Here is a 17,080-nt window from a genome sequence, read left to right as displayed (position 1 = left end):
AGGCAAAGAGCACCTTCCTCTCCCATTACGCTTACGAGGTTAGCTGTCGGACTCGGGAAGTGAGAGTTTCCCTACTTAAAAAAGATTCGCCCCAAGTAGCATAGCTACAAAAATGGTTCCCCCGCTCCAAAATTTGGACTCAGCAAAAGGTTATATAAGGTAAAAAATAACATAAATAAACGAATGAGTCAAACTATTTTATTTTTTCTTTCTTTTTAAGTTGTGTAAGTACTAGACCATCAGGGAGTTCTGTATTTGTTACTTCAATGAAGCCGTGTTTTTTATATAATGCGATAGCGGGAGTATTTGCTTTTCCTGTTTGTACAATATATGTCATGGAAGAAGGGAACATGTTAAATATATAAAGTAATAGTTTCGTTGCGATTCCTTGTTTGAAAAAATCAGGCGATACAACTAGTCGGTGAATGTCAATTACTTCTTCTTCTATAAAAGAAATAAAGCCGACAAGTTTATTTTCAGAAAAATATCCATAGAATGTTTCGCCGCAACTTTGAATATCGTTTACAGTATCATATAAACGAGGGATTGCGGTACTGTTTATATAGTCCGTTTCAATTGTATAAGCTGGTATTTGAACTTGTAAAATAGATGTTGCTACTTCATAAGAATTGGAAAGTAATTTGTGAATCATAAATAATGAATCCTCCTTCAAATCTTCTATATTAATATAATTTATTGATGGATAAGTTTGACAATGTTTTTCTGTTTTGCATATAATATATGTATCTCCATACATATATTAGTAGTAGGTATATTTCTATAGTGAAATATGGTTGGCGTTGATAAATACATATTTTTGTATTGAATCATACAAACCATAATAGAAATGGGGGACTAAAAATGGGATGGATTATCACATTAATAGTTGGTGCTATTATAGGTGCAATTGCTAGTTCTATAACGGGTAAAAATTTTCCGGGTGGCATGTTCGGAAATATTATCGCAGGTTTATTAGGTGCTTCGTTAGGTAGTAGATTATTTGGATCTTTTGGGCCATCATTTGGCGGTATTCATGTCGTGCCAGCATTATTAGGGGCAATCGTCTTAATTCTTATTGTATCATTTGTAGTGAAATCTGTAAGGAAATAGAGATATAGATTATGATGAAAAGCCCTGACTAAGGGCTTTTCATCATTCAAAGAGGTGGTTTCGTTGGATAGAGAAAATGTAAGAAAAAGAGATAAGTTGAAAAAGTTTTTTAGGGAACAAAATTATTTAGCGGTGTTACTTGGATTTGCATTATTGTTCATTAACATATTATTACTAACAAAAATCTCCTTTGTATTTACCCCGTTTATTGTCTTTTTAAAAACAATTTTCTTCCCAGTATTATTGGCGGGCGTACTATTTTATATTTTACATCCATTCGTTTCACTTTTAGAAAAGAAAGGTGTTTCAAGAATCGTATCAATAGCTTCTATATATATAATAGTACTAGGATTATTTGTATTTTTAGTTGTGACAGTAATCCCGATTATTAAAGATCAAATTGATGCGTTAATACGTAACTTACCATATTTCGGTCATGAAATTGAACGCGCGGCACGTAGATTTGGGGAAAGTAATGTACTCGGTAAAATTCAGGAGAATTTAAATATTGATGTAGCAAACATGGTAAAAGACTACACAGTTGATTTTACAAAGTCATTATCATCAGTAACTGGGAATGTAACTGGATTTTTGAGTACTGTTACAGAGGTTGTGTTAACATTTGTAATGGTTCCGTTTATATTGTTCTATCTTTTAAAAGATGGTGAGCAATTACCGAATCACTTTTTGAAGTTTATTTCAGAGCAAAGACGACCAGCAGCGAAGAACATACTAGATGATATGCATTATGCGATTAGCTCGTATATTAGAGGCCAAATTATCGTTAGCTTATTTATCGGTATTATGCTATTAATCGGTTACCTTATTATCGGTATTAAATATGCTGTATTACTTGCTATTTTGGCAATGATTGTAAATATCGTTCCGTACGTAGGGCCAGTTATTGCAATTACACCAGCTTTAATTATTGCATTTATTGACTCGCCAGCAATGGTTTTAAAAGTAATTATCGTTATGATGGTTGTACAATTAGCAGAAGGGAAATTTATTTCTCCTCAAGTTATGGGGAAAAAGCTAGATATTCATCCGATTACAATTATATTTATCATATTAACTGCAGGTAACTTATTTGGAATTATGGGGATTATTTTAGCAATTCCAGGATATGCGATATTAAAAGTGTTAGTTACGCATAGTTATAGGTTTGTTAAGTTAAATACGTGAAAAAAGAACTAAAAAAGAGAAGATAGATTAATCTTCTCTTTTTTTATTGGCTACATGAATAAAAATAGTGCGAAACATTTGTCTCATGCAATGTGAGTTATCTTTCGAGATTACATTAAGGGAATATTTTCCAATTTTTAAAAAGAAATTTGATTTGATAACGTAAAGAAAAGCGTTTTTTATTTTATGGATACAATTTCTAGCTTGGTTGTGATGTAATGTTACATATATAAGTAATACTTAGCGATTATTATAATTAATAAATATTCCATGTATTATATTTAAGGGTGTAAAATGAAAGGGTGTTCAAAAAAAAGAAAATAGTACAAATTCAATTGAAAATGGGGATATTCTAGTATTTTTATAATTAGTAAAAGTTATTCTAAAAGGAGTATGTTGGGTGAATCATAGACGAAAGAAAAAGAAACCGAAACAAATAAGAAAAGAAACGGTTCAGATAAAACCGAAAGTAGAAGAAAAACCACTAAAAGAGAGTAGTAACAAGTTAGTTGACATTCTCCTTGGCATTCTTCTTTTCCCAATTCTTATATGGGCTGTCTTGGAAGGTTCTAAAACACAAGTAAGCAAAGGAAAGACTTTCCTTATTATCGTTTTCTTTATCTTAATTGCAATGGGGTTATCTATGATCGGAAACAAGTAAAGGGGTAGTTCAGATGTTTAGGAAGAAGGAGAAAAAAAACATTTACGTTAGACTCGTTAACAAACAAGGGGAAATCATTCGAGAGTTTGATTGTACAGAAAAAGACTTGCAAGAAGTAAAAGAAAATGGTGCTGAAATTCGTGTGGTTGGAGATAACTCATATGAGATGGTAGCAACCGATGAACAATTAGAAAAACTAGCAAGAGTCGAAGCAGAAATCGAAGCAGAAATCAAGGAATGGGAAGACGCTTTAAATGAGAGTTTGGATGAACGAGAGGAAAGAGAAGCAAGACAGAAAGAATTGAAAGAAAAGAATAAATGGAGTACAAAGAAGAAAGTAATCGTATTTGGACTGATATTTTTTGTATTTATTGGATTACCTATTATCGAGGGGTATCAGAATAGTAAACTAGTTGAAGAAGGTACATCAATAAATGCAGAAATTGTAGGTAGGCATGTAGAGAAGGAATTCCTGTTTACACACCCCACATTAGTAGTTGAGGTAGACGGTAAAAAGCATAATGTATGGGTAAGTGAAGAGACATATAACGGAGCAGAGTGGTTAGGTAGACTAAAAGTCATCAAAACAAAAGATGGTAAAGTTGATAAAGACCCTAGGTATGAGGGCGAAGACTTAATCACGAGTTATTAAGCAGTATGTTTTTAATAACCTCCTATCATATTGTTGAGGGGAGGTTATTGCTTTTCTGAAGATAAAATTAAATAGCTTTATTATCTCGATACAACTGGAGAAATGTGTTGATACAAAATGATATTTCGATAATTGAAGGGGTTCACATTTTCTTTCGAAACTTATAAGTTGCATATATGAAAAAGTATGCTAATATAGGGTTACTTATTAAACGTGTTTAATAAGTATAATTAAAGTCACTTATTAAAGGTATTTAATAAGTAGGGCTCATTCGATAATAAAGGAGATGATTGTATGAAAACAGAGAAAGAAAAGATGGTGGCAGGGGAAATGTATATGCCAGATGATGAAGGATTAGTAGCTGATAGGATTGAAGCAAAACGGTTAACGCGTCTTTATAACGAGGCTATGGAAACAGGAGATGAGTTGCGTTTTACTTTATTAAATCAGCTTTTAGGTTCTTCAGCTGACGGAATATCACATATTAAGCCTACTTTTCGTTGTGATTATGGTTACAATATCCATATTGGAAAGAACTTTTTCTCCAATTTCAATTGTGTGATTTTGGACGTTTGTGAAGTTCGAATTGGTGATAATTGTATGTTTGCACCTGGTGTTCACATTTATACTGCTACGCATCCGTTACATCCAGTGGAACGAAACTCTGGCAAAGAATATGGAAAGCCGGTAAAGATAGGTAACAACGTTTGGGTTGGCGGGGGAGCGATTATTAACCCTGGTATTTCAATTGGAGATAATGTTGTAATTGCTTCAGGGGCAGTTGTGACAAAAGATGTACCTAATAATGTAGTTGTTGGTGGTAACCCAGCTAAAATTATTAAAATGATAGACGAATAAAGGGCGTTTTCACCAGTTCGTAAATTATCGTATAGACAATTTGAAAGGTGTTTCATATGAAGAAATATTGTACGGACAATCATACAAAGACATTACTTGCCGCTAGAAATGCTCTATTCCTCTTATTTGCTTTACCAGGTGTCGCGTTTGCTACATGGATTTCAAGAACAGCAGCGACGCGAGATATTTTAGCAGTGTCAAATGCAGAAATGGGCTGGATTTTGTTCGGACTATCTGTTGGCTCAATAATTGGTTTATTGAGTGCAAGTCATTTCATTGGCTATAAGGGAGCTAGAGACGTTATTATAGGCAGTATGTTTTTGATGATTGTTGGATTACTATGTTTAGGTATTACTATTTATTTTGTTTCCAGCATGGGGGCTTTTAGTAGCCTACTAGTATTTGGAGTAGGATATGGATTGGCGGAAGTTTCATTGAATGTAGAAGGTTCTTCCATTGAGCAGAAACTAGGAACGACACTTCTTCCGAAATTCCACGGTTTTTTTAGTATAGGAACTTTAGTAGGTGCGCTTAGCGGTTCTGTTGCTGCCTCGCTCCATATCCCTATTATATATCAATTTTTTGCAGTTTCTCTTGTGTCTTTATTACTTGTATGTATGTTGTATCGTTTTCTTCCGCATGGAACAGGAAAGAAGGAGATATCGCCGAACAAAAAGCGAGCGAAGCATACGTCCTTACGTATGGAAAAAAAGGTGCTTTTAATTGGTCTTTTTGTGCTCGGAATGGCATTTGCAGAAGGAAGTGCAAATGATTGGCTACCTATTATAATGGTAGACGGACATGGACAAAGTGTAGTGACAGGTTCTATTATGTACACTATTTTTGTATCGGCAATGACGTTAGCTCGTATGTGTAGCAGTTATTTCCTTGATCGGTTCGGTCGTGTGGCTGTCGTACGTGCTACGATTATGATGGCGATTATAGGAATTTCAATCGTCATATTTGGGAGTAACTCGTATTTTCTAGCATTTGGTGTCGTGCTGTGGGGGACTGGTGCGGCGCTAGGTTTCCCGATTGGTCTTTCAGCCGCTGGAGATGATAGTGAAAACGCGACTTCTAATGTTGCTGCAGTTTCTATAATCGGTTTTACAGCCTTTTTAGTCGGACCACCATTTTTAGGTATACTGGGGGAAGCATTCGGAATACGCAATGCCTTGCTAGCTGTTTTATTATTTGTTCTCTTGTCCGGAATCGTATCGTCTGTTACGAGAGAGAATACATCGAGCTAAATAAGGAGTACATGCTAGCGGAAATATATCATCTCTATTGCTTTAGAAAATGATGTATGATATATTGTCAACGCAACTTATTAAAAGTGTTTAATAAGTATGTTGATTAAGGTGGTGAGCGATTTGAGTGAACAATTTGTTACTCAAAAATCGATTAAAGAGACGATCCTTCGCGGCATTCGTACAGCTCTTCTAGAGCGAGGTAGTGCAACGAAAGTTGAACTTAGTAATACATTAGAAATTAGTTTTCCAACGATAAGCAAATTTATAGAAAAAATGAAACAAGACGGTGAAGTCACTTTAGTCGGTTTAGATGATTCAAGTGGCGGAAGAAGAGCAAAACGATATGCATATAATCCGGAATATATGTTAGGAGTAGCGATATTTTTAGAAAAAAATGAGACGAACTATACAATTTTTAACTGTTTAGGGGAAGTGAAAGAACAAGGCAGTACGTCAAGTGTATTAATGGATACGGGCCTAAGTCTATTAACAGAACATATAGAAAGTCTAATAGCTACATTTCCGAAAATAAGTTCAATATCAATTGGTGTGCCTGGTGCAGTCGATAATGGGCGTATTTTCTACATTCCTGGATATGAAAAGTTTCAAAATTTTAATTTGAAAAATCACTTGGAAGAACGGTTTTCTATACCTGTAGTAATAGAAAACGATATGAATGCTGCAGTGCTCGGCTATCATAAAAACTCAGGAAGTAATGACAATTCATCTCTTGTATATTTGTATGCAGGTCAAAACGGTCCAGGTGCCGGGATTATGGTAAATGGAGATGTCGTACGAGGAAGTACCTTTTTCTCAGGAGAGATATCTTTCGTTCCGCAGTATGATAATAAAAATTTCTTGCAAGCTTTGAGAAGTGGGGACGAAGTGAAAAAATCCGATAATCCAGAGGAATATAATATAGATGCTATGACCCGTTTAATAGCTACATTTATAGCTATTATTAACCCTCATGCTTTTATTTTCTGCGATGATGAAGTGAACCAATTTGTAATAGATCAAATTATAAAAAATTGTCCGCAGTACATTCCAGCAGAGCATATTCCGAAAATAACAGTGAGTGATTGGAAAGAAGATTATTTATATGGATTAAAAAGCCTTGGACTTGATCTCATGATTACGAAAACAAACAAAGAAAGTTAAATGTACTGGCAATGAAGCATCCAATTGCCAGTTGAATAACATAAAAGAAAAGGTGTCGATTATGAAAATTGAACATGTAGCAATTTGGGTGAATGATTTAGAAAGAATGCGTGATTTTTATAAACAATACTTCGATGGTGAAGAAAATAGCTTATATCACAATCCGAAAAAGCAGTTTAAATCTTATTTTATAACTTTTGAAGGTGGAGCACGCCTAGAACTTATGAAGCAGGTAGGGATAGATGATGCATTACAAACACAAACAATAGGATATGCTCATATTGCTTTTTCTGTAGGTAGTAAAGAAAAAGTGAATCAATTAACGGATATGTTAAGAGAAGCAGGCTATTCTGTGTTAAATGGTCCACGCACTACAGGAGATGGTTACTATGAAAGTGTAGTAAGTGACCCTGAAGGAAATCAGATTGAGATAACAATCTAACATTCTATTAATAATTGATAAAAGTATAAAACCTTGTTGTTCCCCCAAATGTTTGCGAGAAATCTATTATTTCTTTAGAAAGGGGGACATAACAGTGAGTGAGTCAATTTTGATTTTCTGTATATATCCATTGCTTATTTGTATTTTTTCAATTGCTGTGACATATAGAATAGGTACACTTTACGTGATGCCAATGGTCACATTTTTTATTTTTCTTATGTTAAATGTTACATTGTATGATCCATCATTTTTCTTTTGGGTTGGCATGTATACTATTTTTGCATTTATTGTTTCTTATATAACTATACTTTTTGTAAGGGGATATAAAGTTGTAGAAAGAGAACGGTAATATCATTTTGGGGGAAATAGGGATTTACGGTGAACGGTAACAACCTCATTTCGCGTTATCATGACGGGAAATGAGGTTGTTTTATTTCTATATAAAATTATGTAACGTTTGTTAATTGGAGTGCTGAAACTCCTTAATAATACGCTTAATAACTGGATGAAGAGTACTAGGCAATTCATCAAGCGGGAAAAAGCGTAATTCTTTTGACTCCGTTTGATCACATATAAGTTCACCATGAAATTCGCGGCAAATATAAACAACGAGTACACCGTGTACTTGATCGCCGTTTGGATAGATTTGAAAATAATCTGGTCCAGAGTATGTACGGAATAGTTCTGGATTTTCAATGATAAGCCCAGTTTCTTCAAATACTTCTCGTTTTAAAGCGTCTTCTAGTGTTTCGTTATATTCCAAGGCGCCGCCAATAATACCCCAGCGGTTAAAATCTGTACGAAGCTGCAATAATACTTCATCGTTTTCATTTAATATAATGGCGTGTGAGCCTATCAAAATAAGAGGATGATTTCCTACTAAATTTCTCATATCTTCAATATAACCCATAATATTTCTCCTTACATTTAATAATAATTAGGAAGTTCTCTTAACATTTTTTCTGTTTTACGTGCTGTGAAGGCTAAGTTATGATCATCTTTTGTTCTAAAAAATAATGTGCGTAAAAAGATTTTAATGTTCGCACATAAAATACAATACTCATTAAGCGAAAGCCGTTTTCTAATTTGAGGAAGCCTTTTTATTTTTTTATAAATAATAGAAATTAACGCATCTTGCGGGAAGTCATGATACAGCATTGCTAGTAATGGAGTAACGATACGTTCATCTTCGTTATTATGAAAAAGATCAGACGGAATGAAAATTTTATTTAATAAACAATGAATTAATTCTTCATACCACTGAAAGGTCGTATAGGAATTGTGAACAATTTCGGTGAAGGCATCAGATACGTGGGCAAGGCAATGAGCCCATCCTTTATTTTCAATATAGCCTCGAAAATCCATTTCCAAGTTTGTATATGTAATGAGTTTGTTTTTTATTTCCTCGATATCCTCCTCTGTAAAAAAGTAGTGCGAGTTAGCGAATTGGAGTATTAATGCAATTAACGAAACAGTGTAAGAACGTGTGAAAACCCCATCTGTTTGTGGGGAGTGAATGTCACAATATAAATACTCATCACTTAAACAAGTATGTAAAAGCAATTTCAGCTGATCGTCCATAAGGAATTCATGATGAATAAAATGAGCAAAACATTTATATATAAGTTGGTAACGAACATAACTGTCAGTCGTTCCGATATATTGAAGCATGTTTAAAGTTAACTCATTTATATCTATATGTTGCAGTTGCGTATAGTCATTTTGTTGTATGAGCTCTAACTGTTGTTGCAGTGCTGTAATATCCAATGGAGAACCTCCTCCGCACTTTAAAGATGCGATCTTTTCTAGTATTCTATATATTCAGGGACAATCCTGCTCATGCAAGGAGAACGAGTAGAAATTCGAGTATGACATAGATGAGGGAAGAATATGACGACTATAGAACTGTTAGAAAAACATTTTAAAATAAGAAGAAGCGCTTCTTCTATAATGATAAAAGAGAATAATGCAGAGGTTTTTACAGAAGAGCAATTGGAAGAGATGCTGCAGTATTGCGTTGCTGAGGCGGAGAAAGATGGAATAGAAATACATATTGAGATTTCTTCAAAAAGCCCAAATTATGATGTGTATAAGAAATGTTTCGAAACGTATTCAATTGAATATCTTATTGAAAACATTATTGTATTTAAGGATATATACGAAGTAAAGGATGTAGAAAGTGAAATTGATTTTAAACTAATTGAAGAGGTAGGAGAAGACGCTTTTTATTCCCTTTGGAAGGAAGTGACGGGAGAACAAGTCGCTTTTGATCAATTTGTAAATATGATGGAACAAGAAATTGACGGGCAATGGAAAGAACATTGTTTAACAGTAGTTGTGGGTGAAGAGTCAATAGGAATTGTAATCCCGCATATTGAGAGAGGTACGTTAGAAGAAGGGAAACTTATGTATTTCGCAATCACTCCAAATATGCGAAATAAAGGGTACGAAGCAGCATTCTTTACAGGGGCGATGTTCGTTTTAAAAGAAATAGGCGCATCTTATTATATTGGTGAAGCAAATGTGCAAAATGAGTGGATGAAGGATGTTTTTGAAAAGAACGGATGTCAGCTGCTGAGTTCAACTGAGAGATATGTGAGAAAGTTTTAGGAGGATGAATGATGTATACTCTCGAACTCGTATAGCGGGAGGGGACTATATATGTTAAAGCAATCAATGCATTCATTCGTTTTATTGTATCCAGATGTATTGTTAGAAGGCTGGAAAGTTGAAAAAGTTTCAGAACGTTATGAAGGTGAAAAGTGGGAAACTTTTTGGTTTCAAGTTGTTACGCCAACTAGTATGTTTCGGGTAAAAGAGTTTTTTCTCGATATTATGGAACCAGTATTTCCGGATAGCTGTATTTCTCAAGCAAAAGGAGATTGTTTTCAATATAAAAGGCTTGTGTATTGGAAAGGTGTAAATTATAAGGGAAAAGAAAGTTATGTTACATCTAGATGGAAAACACAAATTGAAATTTCTATTGATCATGGATATGTAAACCAAGATGAAATGGAAAGATTTCTATTTGGGTTACAACCGGTAAATATGGAGTTTGTGAAAACGATACTACATACACCATTTCACTTATTAAGCTTTCAAGCGAAAAAAGGTGGAAGTGGTGAGATAGGAAGATGCAGAGAGTGGAATTCTCCAGATGACGTATCATATTCGAAATTACCACTTCATGAAAAGTTAAGCTGGGAACTTGAATCGGTCGGATTCGGAAATGATGAAATGCAGTATGTATATTGGGACGAAGATAATAAACTATATGCGCTTTGGGTTTGTCGGCATAAAAACAAAGCGTATTATCCTGTGTCATCATGGACAATGAATTATGGCGTGAAACAGATTATAAACGGGATAGAGTTTTATTCGCATAAAGAGCGCGGAACAGTTGTGTATGAGGATTTAGGTAATGAACAAATCGCATATGTATTTCGAGGGAATCCGTGTACAAATTTTGAACAAGTAAAAGAACTTTTCACATGTTTGTAAGATAAATAGAAGAATCGAAACGACAAAGTATGCTGTTCTATAATACAATAAAGAAGGATTAAACTATACTATACGAGGAAAGCGTTGGTGAAAGAATGGAGCAGCAAAGACTTTGGCTACAAGCAACTGTAGAACGAAATGCAGATGATACGTTACATATAAAGTGGAAAAATAATATAGAAGAAGTTCGCATTTATTGGAGTACTTCACCAGATCATATTGAAGAGGATGGGGAATTACTTGCAACAGTAAATGGGGAATCATCATATACAATTGAAACCCCGAGTGAAAATGAGCGTCCATATTTTAGACTAGTAGGAAGTAATGGACAAGCAGTAACAGTAGCTGAGCGTAGATTGCCATTACAAGGTGCGTTTAACTTCCGTGATATGGGCGGATATGAAACGACAGATGGCCGTAAAGTAAAATGGGGCAAGTTGTACCGCTCTGAAGAACTAGCAGGACTAACAGAGTCGGATATCGACTATTTACAAAAATCTGGTTTAAAGTTAATTTGTGACTATCGCACAGACTTTGAGGTAAAGCATAAGCCAAACCCAAGTATTACAGGCGCTCGTCAAGTGTGCTTACCAGTTATGCAAGAGTTGGCGAAAGACTTAAATATAAATGAGTTTTTCCAAGTGGGTGACTTATCTATGTTAGGGAAACCAGGCGAATATCTTGTGAACATGAATCAAGATTTCGTCGATGGCAACGAGGCTTTCGTTAGCTTTTTAAAACTCGCGCAAAATCCGGAAAACTTACCGTTAGTAAACCACTGTACAGCTGGAAAAGATCGTACTGGATTTGGCTCAGCGTTATTATTACTGTTACTAGGTGTACCGGAAAAAACAGTAATGGAAGACTACTTACTAAGTAACGGCTTCCGTGAAAAATTAAACGAAAAAATGATGGCCTTTTTAGGTGCAAAATTACAAAACGATGAAAGTAGAGCAATATTAGGTGCAATGTTTGAAGCACGCGCCGAATATTTACAAGCTGCGATTGATGAAATCCAAAAGCAATACGGATCAGTTGAAGAGTATGCTGAAAAGGCTCTTGGCTTTACGAAAGAGTCGTTAGAGGAAATGAAAGTGTTATTGTTAGAGGATAAATAATGGAGAGGGAGGCTGATTGGATTAGCCTCCTTTTACTATTGTTGCTATAATTTTGTTCCATAAAGTAATTGATAACCGAATTGCGTTGTCCATATTATGAAATTTTTCTTTGCCTTATTATTCCTATGACAATTGGAATAGCTGTCCCGATTAATAATATCGGTAAAAATAATTTTCCAAAACCGCCGCTCCACTCTAAAGCTATTGAAATTGTTTCAAATTGGATAAAAACAAAGATAAGTAAACAGACATTTTTTAATTGATTAAGCATTTTTCTACTATTTAAATAAAACTGCTCAGCATTCGATTCATTAAGTCTTTGTGGATAGTTATGAACTTCTGGAAACTTTTCTAAAGTCTGTATTAATAGGAGTATGAATGCTCCTACTCCTGGTAGCTGCAGAAGTTCCCACTTTGATCCCCAGCGATCTACAACCCCATATGCGTTATAATGTGCAGGTACTTCCTCGGGTAATTTTCCCCAAATGATGATCAAAAAAATGATTGACCCAAAGAATAACGAATATCCAATGATATCTCCAATCCATTCACTTTTTGTTTTTGGGATATTTATTTTTGGTCTTTTCCATGAATTTACTATATTTTCCCGCCCCTTTCTATAGTATCCATTATCCAAATTATCTCAAATTTATAGTATTTTCACAATTAATTATTTTTGAATAACATGACTCGTGTGTCTTAAGCAAGTGTAAAATTTCTGTACAGTAAAAACAAAAAGTTCGACTTAAGAGACAATTAATGAGAAACTACAAGTTGTAAATAACGTAATAATTGAGGAGAGAAAAATGAAATACAAAGTTATATTATTCGACGTAGATGACACATTATTAGATTTCCCTGAAACGGAAAGAAACGCATTACATAATGCGTTTGTACAGTTCGGTATGCCTACAGGCTATAATGATTATCTTGCAAGTTATAAAAAGATTAGTAATGGATTGTGGAGAGATTTAGAAAATAAAGTGGTTACGCTAAGTGAATTAGCGGTAGATCGATTTAGACAATTATTTGCCCTTCATAATATAGAAGTAGATGCGCAGCAATTTAGTGATGCATATCTTGAAAACTTAGGAAAAGAAGTACATCTTATAGAAGGTGCAGTGCGATTATGTGAGAATCTTCAAGATTGCAAGTTAGGTATTATTACGAATGGATATACGAAGGTGCAACAATCTAGAATTGGAAACTCGCCTTTATGTGATTTCTTTGATCATATTATTATTTCTGAAGAAGTCGGCCATCAAAAGCCGGCACGTGAGATTTTTGATTATGCATTTGAGAAGTTTGGTATTACTGATAAATCAAGCGTACTAATGGTTGGAGATTCGCTAACTTCTGATATGAAGGGCGGAGAAGATTACGGCATTGATACGTGTTGGTATAATCCGAGTTTGAAAGAGAACACGACGAGTGTTAAGCCGACGTATGAAGTGGAGAGTTTACTGCAAATTTTAGAAATTGCTGAAGTGGCGGAAGAAAAGGTAGCCTCATTTTAATTGTATTGAAATTTGACGATTCGTCGATATAATTTCATATACTAAGATATGGAACAAAAAAGATGGCACCAAGTCAAAACAATTTTACTGAAAGAAAACAGAAATAACACTAAATAATAAGCTGTTTGTAATTTGTCATTACAAACAGCTTAAAAATAAAAAAAGATTGCCTCTTAGGATATGAGCAATCTTTTTTTATTTTTTTAGGAGATGAAATGTATATTTTTCTACCCTATCTCCATCAAGTAAAAAAATGTTTGTTCCCCAATAATGAAAAAAATGAATTTAATTCTCATAAATAACTTAAAGTGGTAAAAATTTCGTTTTGGAGGTAGTTCAAAATCTTAAGTTAATGGCATGGGTTGGAACCTTTTCCTTGTTTAGACTGGATATCCGCCTGTTGGCGGTGGCCACGCACTAAATAATCTGCGAATCAGCACAATTTCTCCTAAATGGTAGGAGTTGTGAGATGCAATATTGCGTAGAACACCACCAGTGGTTTCACCAGGCCATTCCTCCAATGTTGTGCCCAATTGAACAGTTTGGGCAATTGTGCATGCCTGTTCAATCCCTTGAAGAAAATACTGAATAATCTGTCGCCACTCTTCCTCACTGGCAGGCCCTTCTTCTTCAGGCCAGCTCTCTTTTACATGGGCAGGTAATGCAGGCTTCTTCCCCTGGGCGGATAATAAGAGAAAATCTTGCCAGTAGGTCATGTGTTTTACTAATTGATAAATAGAATAAGGCAGTTCCTCTCTGCGTTTTCCCGCAAGCGCCATGTCTATATCCGACAAAGCATTTTTGATGGGAAGATGTCCTCGTTCTCCTCTTAACGATTTTACTAATGCTTGGCTAAATGCTTTATTTGATTGATCCATAATAATTGACTCCCATCCTGTTTTATTTTCTAATTTGCTGATTTTAAGGTTCCGTCTCTTTTATCCCGCATTAACGGGCAGTATGACCCCCACCTCAAAATTCAGCGAAAGCGAAGAAGTTAGGTGGGGGATCAACTGCCCCTAAAAGCCCGATTGGGTCAACTAATAATCAGTGGGGGATGGACAAAACCCCCACTGATTAAAGTTTCACTTTATATGTACTAAATAAATTATAGAAGATTTACGACTATTAAGAGAAAGTAAAATAGGGCAAAAATAACAAGAATCACTGACTTCTTAACGCACAGGAAATCGTTGGTTTTTATTTGAATAGTACTTTAATGTACAATTGTAGTAATAGATAAATCAAAGGTTAGAATGACAATATCCAGGTCTGCAATAATGTCAGCCACTTTTGATTTTAGCTTTTCCGATTCCTCCTGAATTTTATCCAATTGATTTTACTGTGAATGAACTATGAGTTGATTATAATGATTAGAGTGAACTCTAAGTCAAGAGAAAAATAATAAAAGGATAGTTATTCTATTATGAGGGAGTTCGTAAAGCAAAAATAGTATTTCTATACTAAGGTCATTTACGTGTTATAATACATGAATTAAATGTGTATATATACATAGTTTCTCAGAGTGATGCAATGTTAGGTATGAGCTGTGTAACAACTAGAGGTGAGTAAAGGATGTTAACGTTTTTATTTGAGTTAGACAAAAGTATTCCAGATAAGGATGACCCACGATATGCTGCTTATGCAAAAGGCTTTATTGAAGGTGATGTAACGATTTGCGCGAGTGACAAAGTATTTTTTCAGAAGTCACGCATGAAAGTTGCAGAGCTTGGCATTTATTTAGGACAGTGGATGGAACAAGTGCAGCACGGGCAGAACGAACAGATGAATTATGAAACGCCTGAACGTGATGAAGTCATTCTCAGATTCTTCTATGAAGAGGACGATCAGTGGAAGATTTATTCTAGTTGGCAACAATTTGAAATTCAGGAGAGTATCTCTACTACAACATTAGTAGAGAGCGTTCAACGCTATTTATATGATCTAAATAAGGAACTGCGCGCGATAGAATATCCTGTGACATTTGATCAGTATTTAAGAGGAGAGCGAATGATGCAGCTCTCTTACAAACGATTGTGTGATAGTAAAGCGGATACGACGCCTATTGAGGTTTACAATGAAAGCAAACAAGTAGGCGTAGTACGGGGCTATTATAAAAATACGTTGATGAAAGTACTAGATTTCATTCCAAAAGTTGGTAGTAATATCATTTATGAAATAAAGGATAGTAAGGACAATATTCGCGTCATTGCAAAGGATGTAAGTAGGCAGCGCCAAAGAAAGATTTTAGTAACGTACATCGATAATCATGATGCAAAGCATGAAATACTTGTATGTGACGGAAAGTTATTAGATGCAAATTTCTTATTTACCTTTACATATAAGACAGAAGAATATGTTGTTCAAAAAACTTCAATTGGGCTTGGAAAGTTATTACGAAAGGGCTATGTAATCGCAGATTGGAATATTCGTCTTGAGGAAGATATGTATTATATTGAGATGAATGTATTTGATGATGATTATATAGAGGATCAATACTTACTGTTAGGCGTATTTCATGCGGTATTGTATGGGTGATAAATGAGAAATACCTGTATTCTTCATAGGAAGGATACAGGTATTTTTTATGTCGTTCTGGTGACTTGGTGCCCTTTGTTAATCCTCAAAAATAAAAATCTCATCAATCGTACTATGTAGTACCCTCGCTATATCGTGAGCAAGTTGTAAGGAAGGGTTATACTTTCCTTTTTCAAGGTGGCTAATTGTTTCACGACGTACACCAACTTGTTTCGCTAAATCTTCTTGTGTCATGTTCAATTTGGCACGGTATTCTTTTATTTTCGTTACGAACGCCATGGCGCATCTTCCATTTCATCAACAGGTTTATCGTAAAAGAACATAGAGAAACCGAAAGTAAGAATGAGTGTGCTGAAAATAATCGCGATATCCACTTCTTGTAATGTACTAATTGGAAATAGCATTTCAATAAACATAATGATAGCGGTAGTTAGTAACGTAACGATAAACGCATTGCGGCAAGATTTATTGACGATTTGTTCAAAAAGTTCATCATGATGAACTTTTCTATACGTTGTGAAAAAGGAGAAGAAACAGAACATAGTAAACAATCCTTTTTCATAAAAAAATCCGAGAAACCCAAAGAAACCAAGAAATCCTAAATATTTAATCCAAGTCGTTTTCATGATAGGTCCTCCTTATAATATTAGAAATAAGTCACATTATGTTATAAATATATCACATATAGAAATTTATGGTAATAATAGTTTTCCAGTTCTCTTCATAATAATAGTAAAAAGAGGAAATATGCTGCGAAATAAAGAGGATAATATTGTAAAATGGTTGTAAGGAGGGGGAGGAAGAAATGCTAACTGGGATCATGATCGTTGTATTACTTGTAGTGATTACTGTAATTGCGACAGTGTTAATTGGGCGGAATGGTGATGCGAATTATAGTAAAGCGACAAAAGGGAATATTAAACGTCTTACGATGATTTATATTATACTAGCTGTCGTTTTAATCGTTGGATTAGGAGTTTACATTTATTTTAAAGGTTAAATAAACTGAAAAATACAAAAATCTAAAAATAGAAGTATGCTATAATATCAATATAGTTATTTGGTAATTAAGGAAAGGATTGGA

22 protein-coding genes and 1 riboswitch are annotated in these 17,080 nt (G+C 34.6%); of the genes, 15 read left to right on the top strand and 7 right to left on the bottom strand.

Going from position 1 to position 17,080, the window contains the following annotated elements; all coding sequences use genetic code 11:
* Positions 1-12 precede the first annotated feature (12 nt).
* Positions 13-155, bottom strand: a riboswitch (cyclic di-AMP (ydaO/yuaA leader).
* Positions 156-193: 38 nt separating this feature from the next.
* Positions 194-652, bottom strand: coding sequence for a GNAT family N-acetyltransferase (locus tag COC96_RS14995; RefSeq protein WP_098769002.1), 459 nt, complete (start codon positions 650-652; stop codon positions 194-196).
* Between the two features lie 209 nt (positions 653-861).
* Here COC96_RS14995 and COC96_RS14990 point away from each other — a divergent pair, with 209 nt between their 5' ends.
* The 9 genes from COC96_RS14990 (at position 862) to COC96_RS14950 (ending at position 7,671) form a co-directional block, all read left to right on the top strand.
* The gene (locus COC96_RS14990; protein ID WP_098769001.1) at positions 862-1,110 is read left to right on the top strand and encodes a GlsB/YeaQ/YmgE family stress response membrane protein; all 249 of its coding nucleotides are present in this window, start codon (positions 862-864) and stop codon (positions 1,108-1,110) included.
* A gap of 54 nt (positions 1,111-1,164) precedes the next feature.
* Entirely contained in the window at positions 1,165-2,295 is a 1,131-nt protein-coding gene (locus tag COC96_RS14985; RefSeq protein WP_098769000.1) for an AI-2E family transporter, read from the top strand.
* A 400-nt stretch (positions 2,296-2,695) separates the two neighbouring features.
* Positions 2,696-2,956 (top strand): hypothetical protein, encoded by a 261-nt coding sequence (locus COC96_RS14980; RefSeq protein ID WP_098267509.1) that lies wholly within the window; start codon positions 2,696-2,698, stop codon positions 2,954-2,956.
* Positions 2,957-2,969: 13 nt separating this feature from the next.
* Positions 2,970-3,608 carry a hypothetical protein gene (locus tag COC96_RS14975; protein ID WP_098768999.1) on the top strand — a complete coding sequence of 213 codons (639 nt, stop codon included), beginning with the start codon at positions 2,970-2,972 and terminating at the stop codon, positions 3,606-3,608.
* A 294-nt stretch (positions 3,609-3,902) separates the two neighbouring features.
* Positions 3,903-4,466 carry a maltose acetyltransferase domain-containing protein gene (locus tag COC96_RS14970; RefSeq protein ID WP_098768998.1) on the top strand — a complete coding sequence of 188 codons (564 nt, stop codon included), beginning with the start codon at positions 3,903-3,905 and terminating at the stop codon, positions 4,464-4,466.
* Positions 4,467-4,522: 56 nt separating this feature from the next.
* A complete protein-coding gene (locus COC96_RS14965; protein ID WP_098768997.1) occupies positions 4,523-5,716 on the top strand; it encodes an MFS transporter in 1,194 nt (397 codons plus the stop codon).
* 123 nt (positions 5,717-5,839) lie between these two features.
* On the top strand, positions 5,840-6,880 hold the full coding sequence (locus COC96_RS14960; protein ID WP_140417286.1) for an ROK family transcriptional regulator: 1,041 nt from the start codon (positions 5,840-5,842) through the stop codon (positions 6,878-6,880).
* Between the two features lie 61 nt (positions 6,881-6,941).
* Positions 6,942-7,322 carry a VOC family protein gene (locus COC96_RS14955; RefSeq protein WP_098253157.1) on the top strand — a complete coding sequence of 127 codons (381 nt, stop codon included), beginning with the start codon at positions 6,942-6,944 and terminating at the stop codon, positions 7,320-7,322.
* A 94-nt stretch (positions 7,323-7,416) separates the two neighbouring features.
* A complete protein-coding gene (locus COC96_RS14950; RefSeq protein WP_098253156.1) occupies positions 7,417-7,671 on the top strand; it encodes a YbeF family protein in 255 nt (84 codons plus the stop codon).
* A 111-nt stretch (positions 7,672-7,782) separates the two neighbouring features.
* Here the strand turns inward: COC96_RS14950 and COC96_RS14945 are convergent, their stop codons facing one another.
* Complete coding sequence (locus tag COC96_RS14945) at positions 7,783-8,232, bottom strand: NUDIX hydrolase (protein ID WP_098253155.1); 450 nt, start codon at positions 8,230-8,232, stop codon at positions 7,783-7,785.
* A gap of 17 nt (positions 8,233-8,249) precedes the next feature.
* Positions 8,250-9,089 carry a DUF2785 domain-containing protein gene (locus tag COC96_RS14940; protein WP_098267512.1) on the bottom strand — a complete coding sequence of 280 codons (840 nt, stop codon included), beginning with the start codon at positions 9,087-9,089 and terminating at the stop codon, positions 8,250-8,252.
* A gap of 123 nt (positions 9,090-9,212) precedes the next feature.
* Between COC96_RS14940 and COC96_RS14935 the strand changes: the two genes are divergently transcribed.
* The 3 genes from COC96_RS14935 (at position 9,213) to COC96_RS14925 (ending at position 11,941) form a co-directional block, all read left to right on the top strand.
* Positions 9,213-9,932, top strand: a complete 720-nt coding sequence (locus COC96_RS14935; RefSeq protein ID WP_098267513.1) for an N-acetyltransferase — start codon at positions 9,213-9,215, stop codon at positions 9,930-9,932.
* A gap of 51 nt (positions 9,933-9,983) precedes the next feature.
* Positions 9,984-10,823: a hypothetical protein gene (locus COC96_RS14930; RefSeq protein ID WP_098267514.1), complete on the top strand. Its 840-nt coding sequence runs from the start codon at positions 9,984-9,986 to the stop codon at positions 10,821-10,823.
* A gap of 95 nt (positions 10,824-10,918) precedes the next feature.
* On the top strand, positions 10,919-11,941 hold the full coding sequence (locus COC96_RS14925; protein ID WP_098267515.1) for a tyrosine-protein phosphatase: 1,023 nt from the start codon (positions 10,919-10,921) through the stop codon (positions 11,939-11,941).
* 94 nt (positions 11,942-12,035) lie between these two features.
* Here COC96_RS14925 and COC96_RS14920 read toward each other — a convergent pair whose 3' ends face one another.
* On the bottom strand, positions 12,036-12,485 hold the full coding sequence (locus COC96_RS14920; protein WP_141536062.1) for a DUF1648 domain-containing protein: 450 nt from the start codon (positions 12,483-12,485) through the stop codon (positions 12,036-12,038).
* 262 nt (positions 12,486-12,747) lie between these two features.
* Between COC96_RS14920 and COC96_RS14915 the strand changes: the two genes are divergently transcribed.
* A complete protein-coding gene (locus tag COC96_RS14915) occupies positions 12,748-13,458 on the top strand; it encodes a YjjG family noncanonical pyrimidine nucleotidase (RefSeq protein ID WP_098267516.1) in 711 nt (236 codons plus the stop codon).
* A gap of 380 nt (positions 13,459-13,838) precedes the next feature.
* Here COC96_RS14915 and COC96_RS14910 read toward each other — a convergent pair whose 3' ends face one another.
* Positions 13,839-14,336: a DinB family protein gene (locus COC96_RS14910; RefSeq protein ID WP_098267517.1), complete on the bottom strand. Its 498-nt coding sequence runs from the start codon at positions 14,334-14,336 to the stop codon at positions 13,839-13,841.
* Between the two features lie 697 nt (positions 14,337-15,033).
* Between COC96_RS14910 and COC96_RS14905 the strand changes: the two genes are divergently transcribed.
* Positions 15,034-15,996 carry a tubby C-terminal domain-like protein gene (locus tag COC96_RS14905; protein WP_098267518.1) on the top strand — a complete coding sequence of 321 codons (963 nt, stop codon included), beginning with the start codon at positions 15,034-15,036 and terminating at the stop codon, positions 15,994-15,996.
* A 78-nt stretch (positions 15,997-16,074) separates the two neighbouring features.
* On the opposite strand, the gene COC96_RS14900 is transcribed toward COC96_RS14905, so the two are convergent.
* Positions 16,075-16,275, bottom strand: coding sequence for a helix-turn-helix transcriptional regulator (locus COC96_RS14900; protein ID WP_097903336.1), 201 nt, complete (start codon positions 16,273-16,275; stop codon positions 16,075-16,077).
* Positions 16,263-16,622 (bottom strand): DUF3796 domain-containing protein, encoded by a 360-nt coding sequence (locus COC96_RS14895; RefSeq protein WP_098267519.1) that lies wholly within the window; start codon positions 16,620-16,622, stop codon positions 16,263-16,265. The genes COC96_RS14900 and COC96_RS14895 overlap by 13 nt, the downstream gene beginning before the upstream one ends.
* A gap of 179 nt (positions 16,623-16,801) precedes the next feature.
* On the opposite strand from COC96_RS14895, the gene COC96_RS14890 reads away from it, so the two are divergent.
* Positions 16,802-16,996 carry a hypothetical protein gene (locus COC96_RS14890; RefSeq protein ID WP_088229727.1) on the top strand — a complete coding sequence of 65 codons (195 nt, stop codon included), beginning with the start codon at positions 16,802-16,804 and terminating at the stop codon, positions 16,994-16,996.
* The last annotated feature ends 84 nt before the right edge of the window (positions 16,997-17,080 follow it).

The sequence above is a fragment of the Bacillus cereus genome (assembly GCF_002577405.1).
In the GTDB taxonomy this organism is placed as follows: Bacteria; Bacillota; Bacilli; order Bacillales; family Bacillaceae_G; genus Bacillus_A; species Bacillus_A cereus_AU.
Note: the sequence above shows the minus strand (reverse complement) of the source record. Positions and strands in the feature narration are given on the sequence as shown.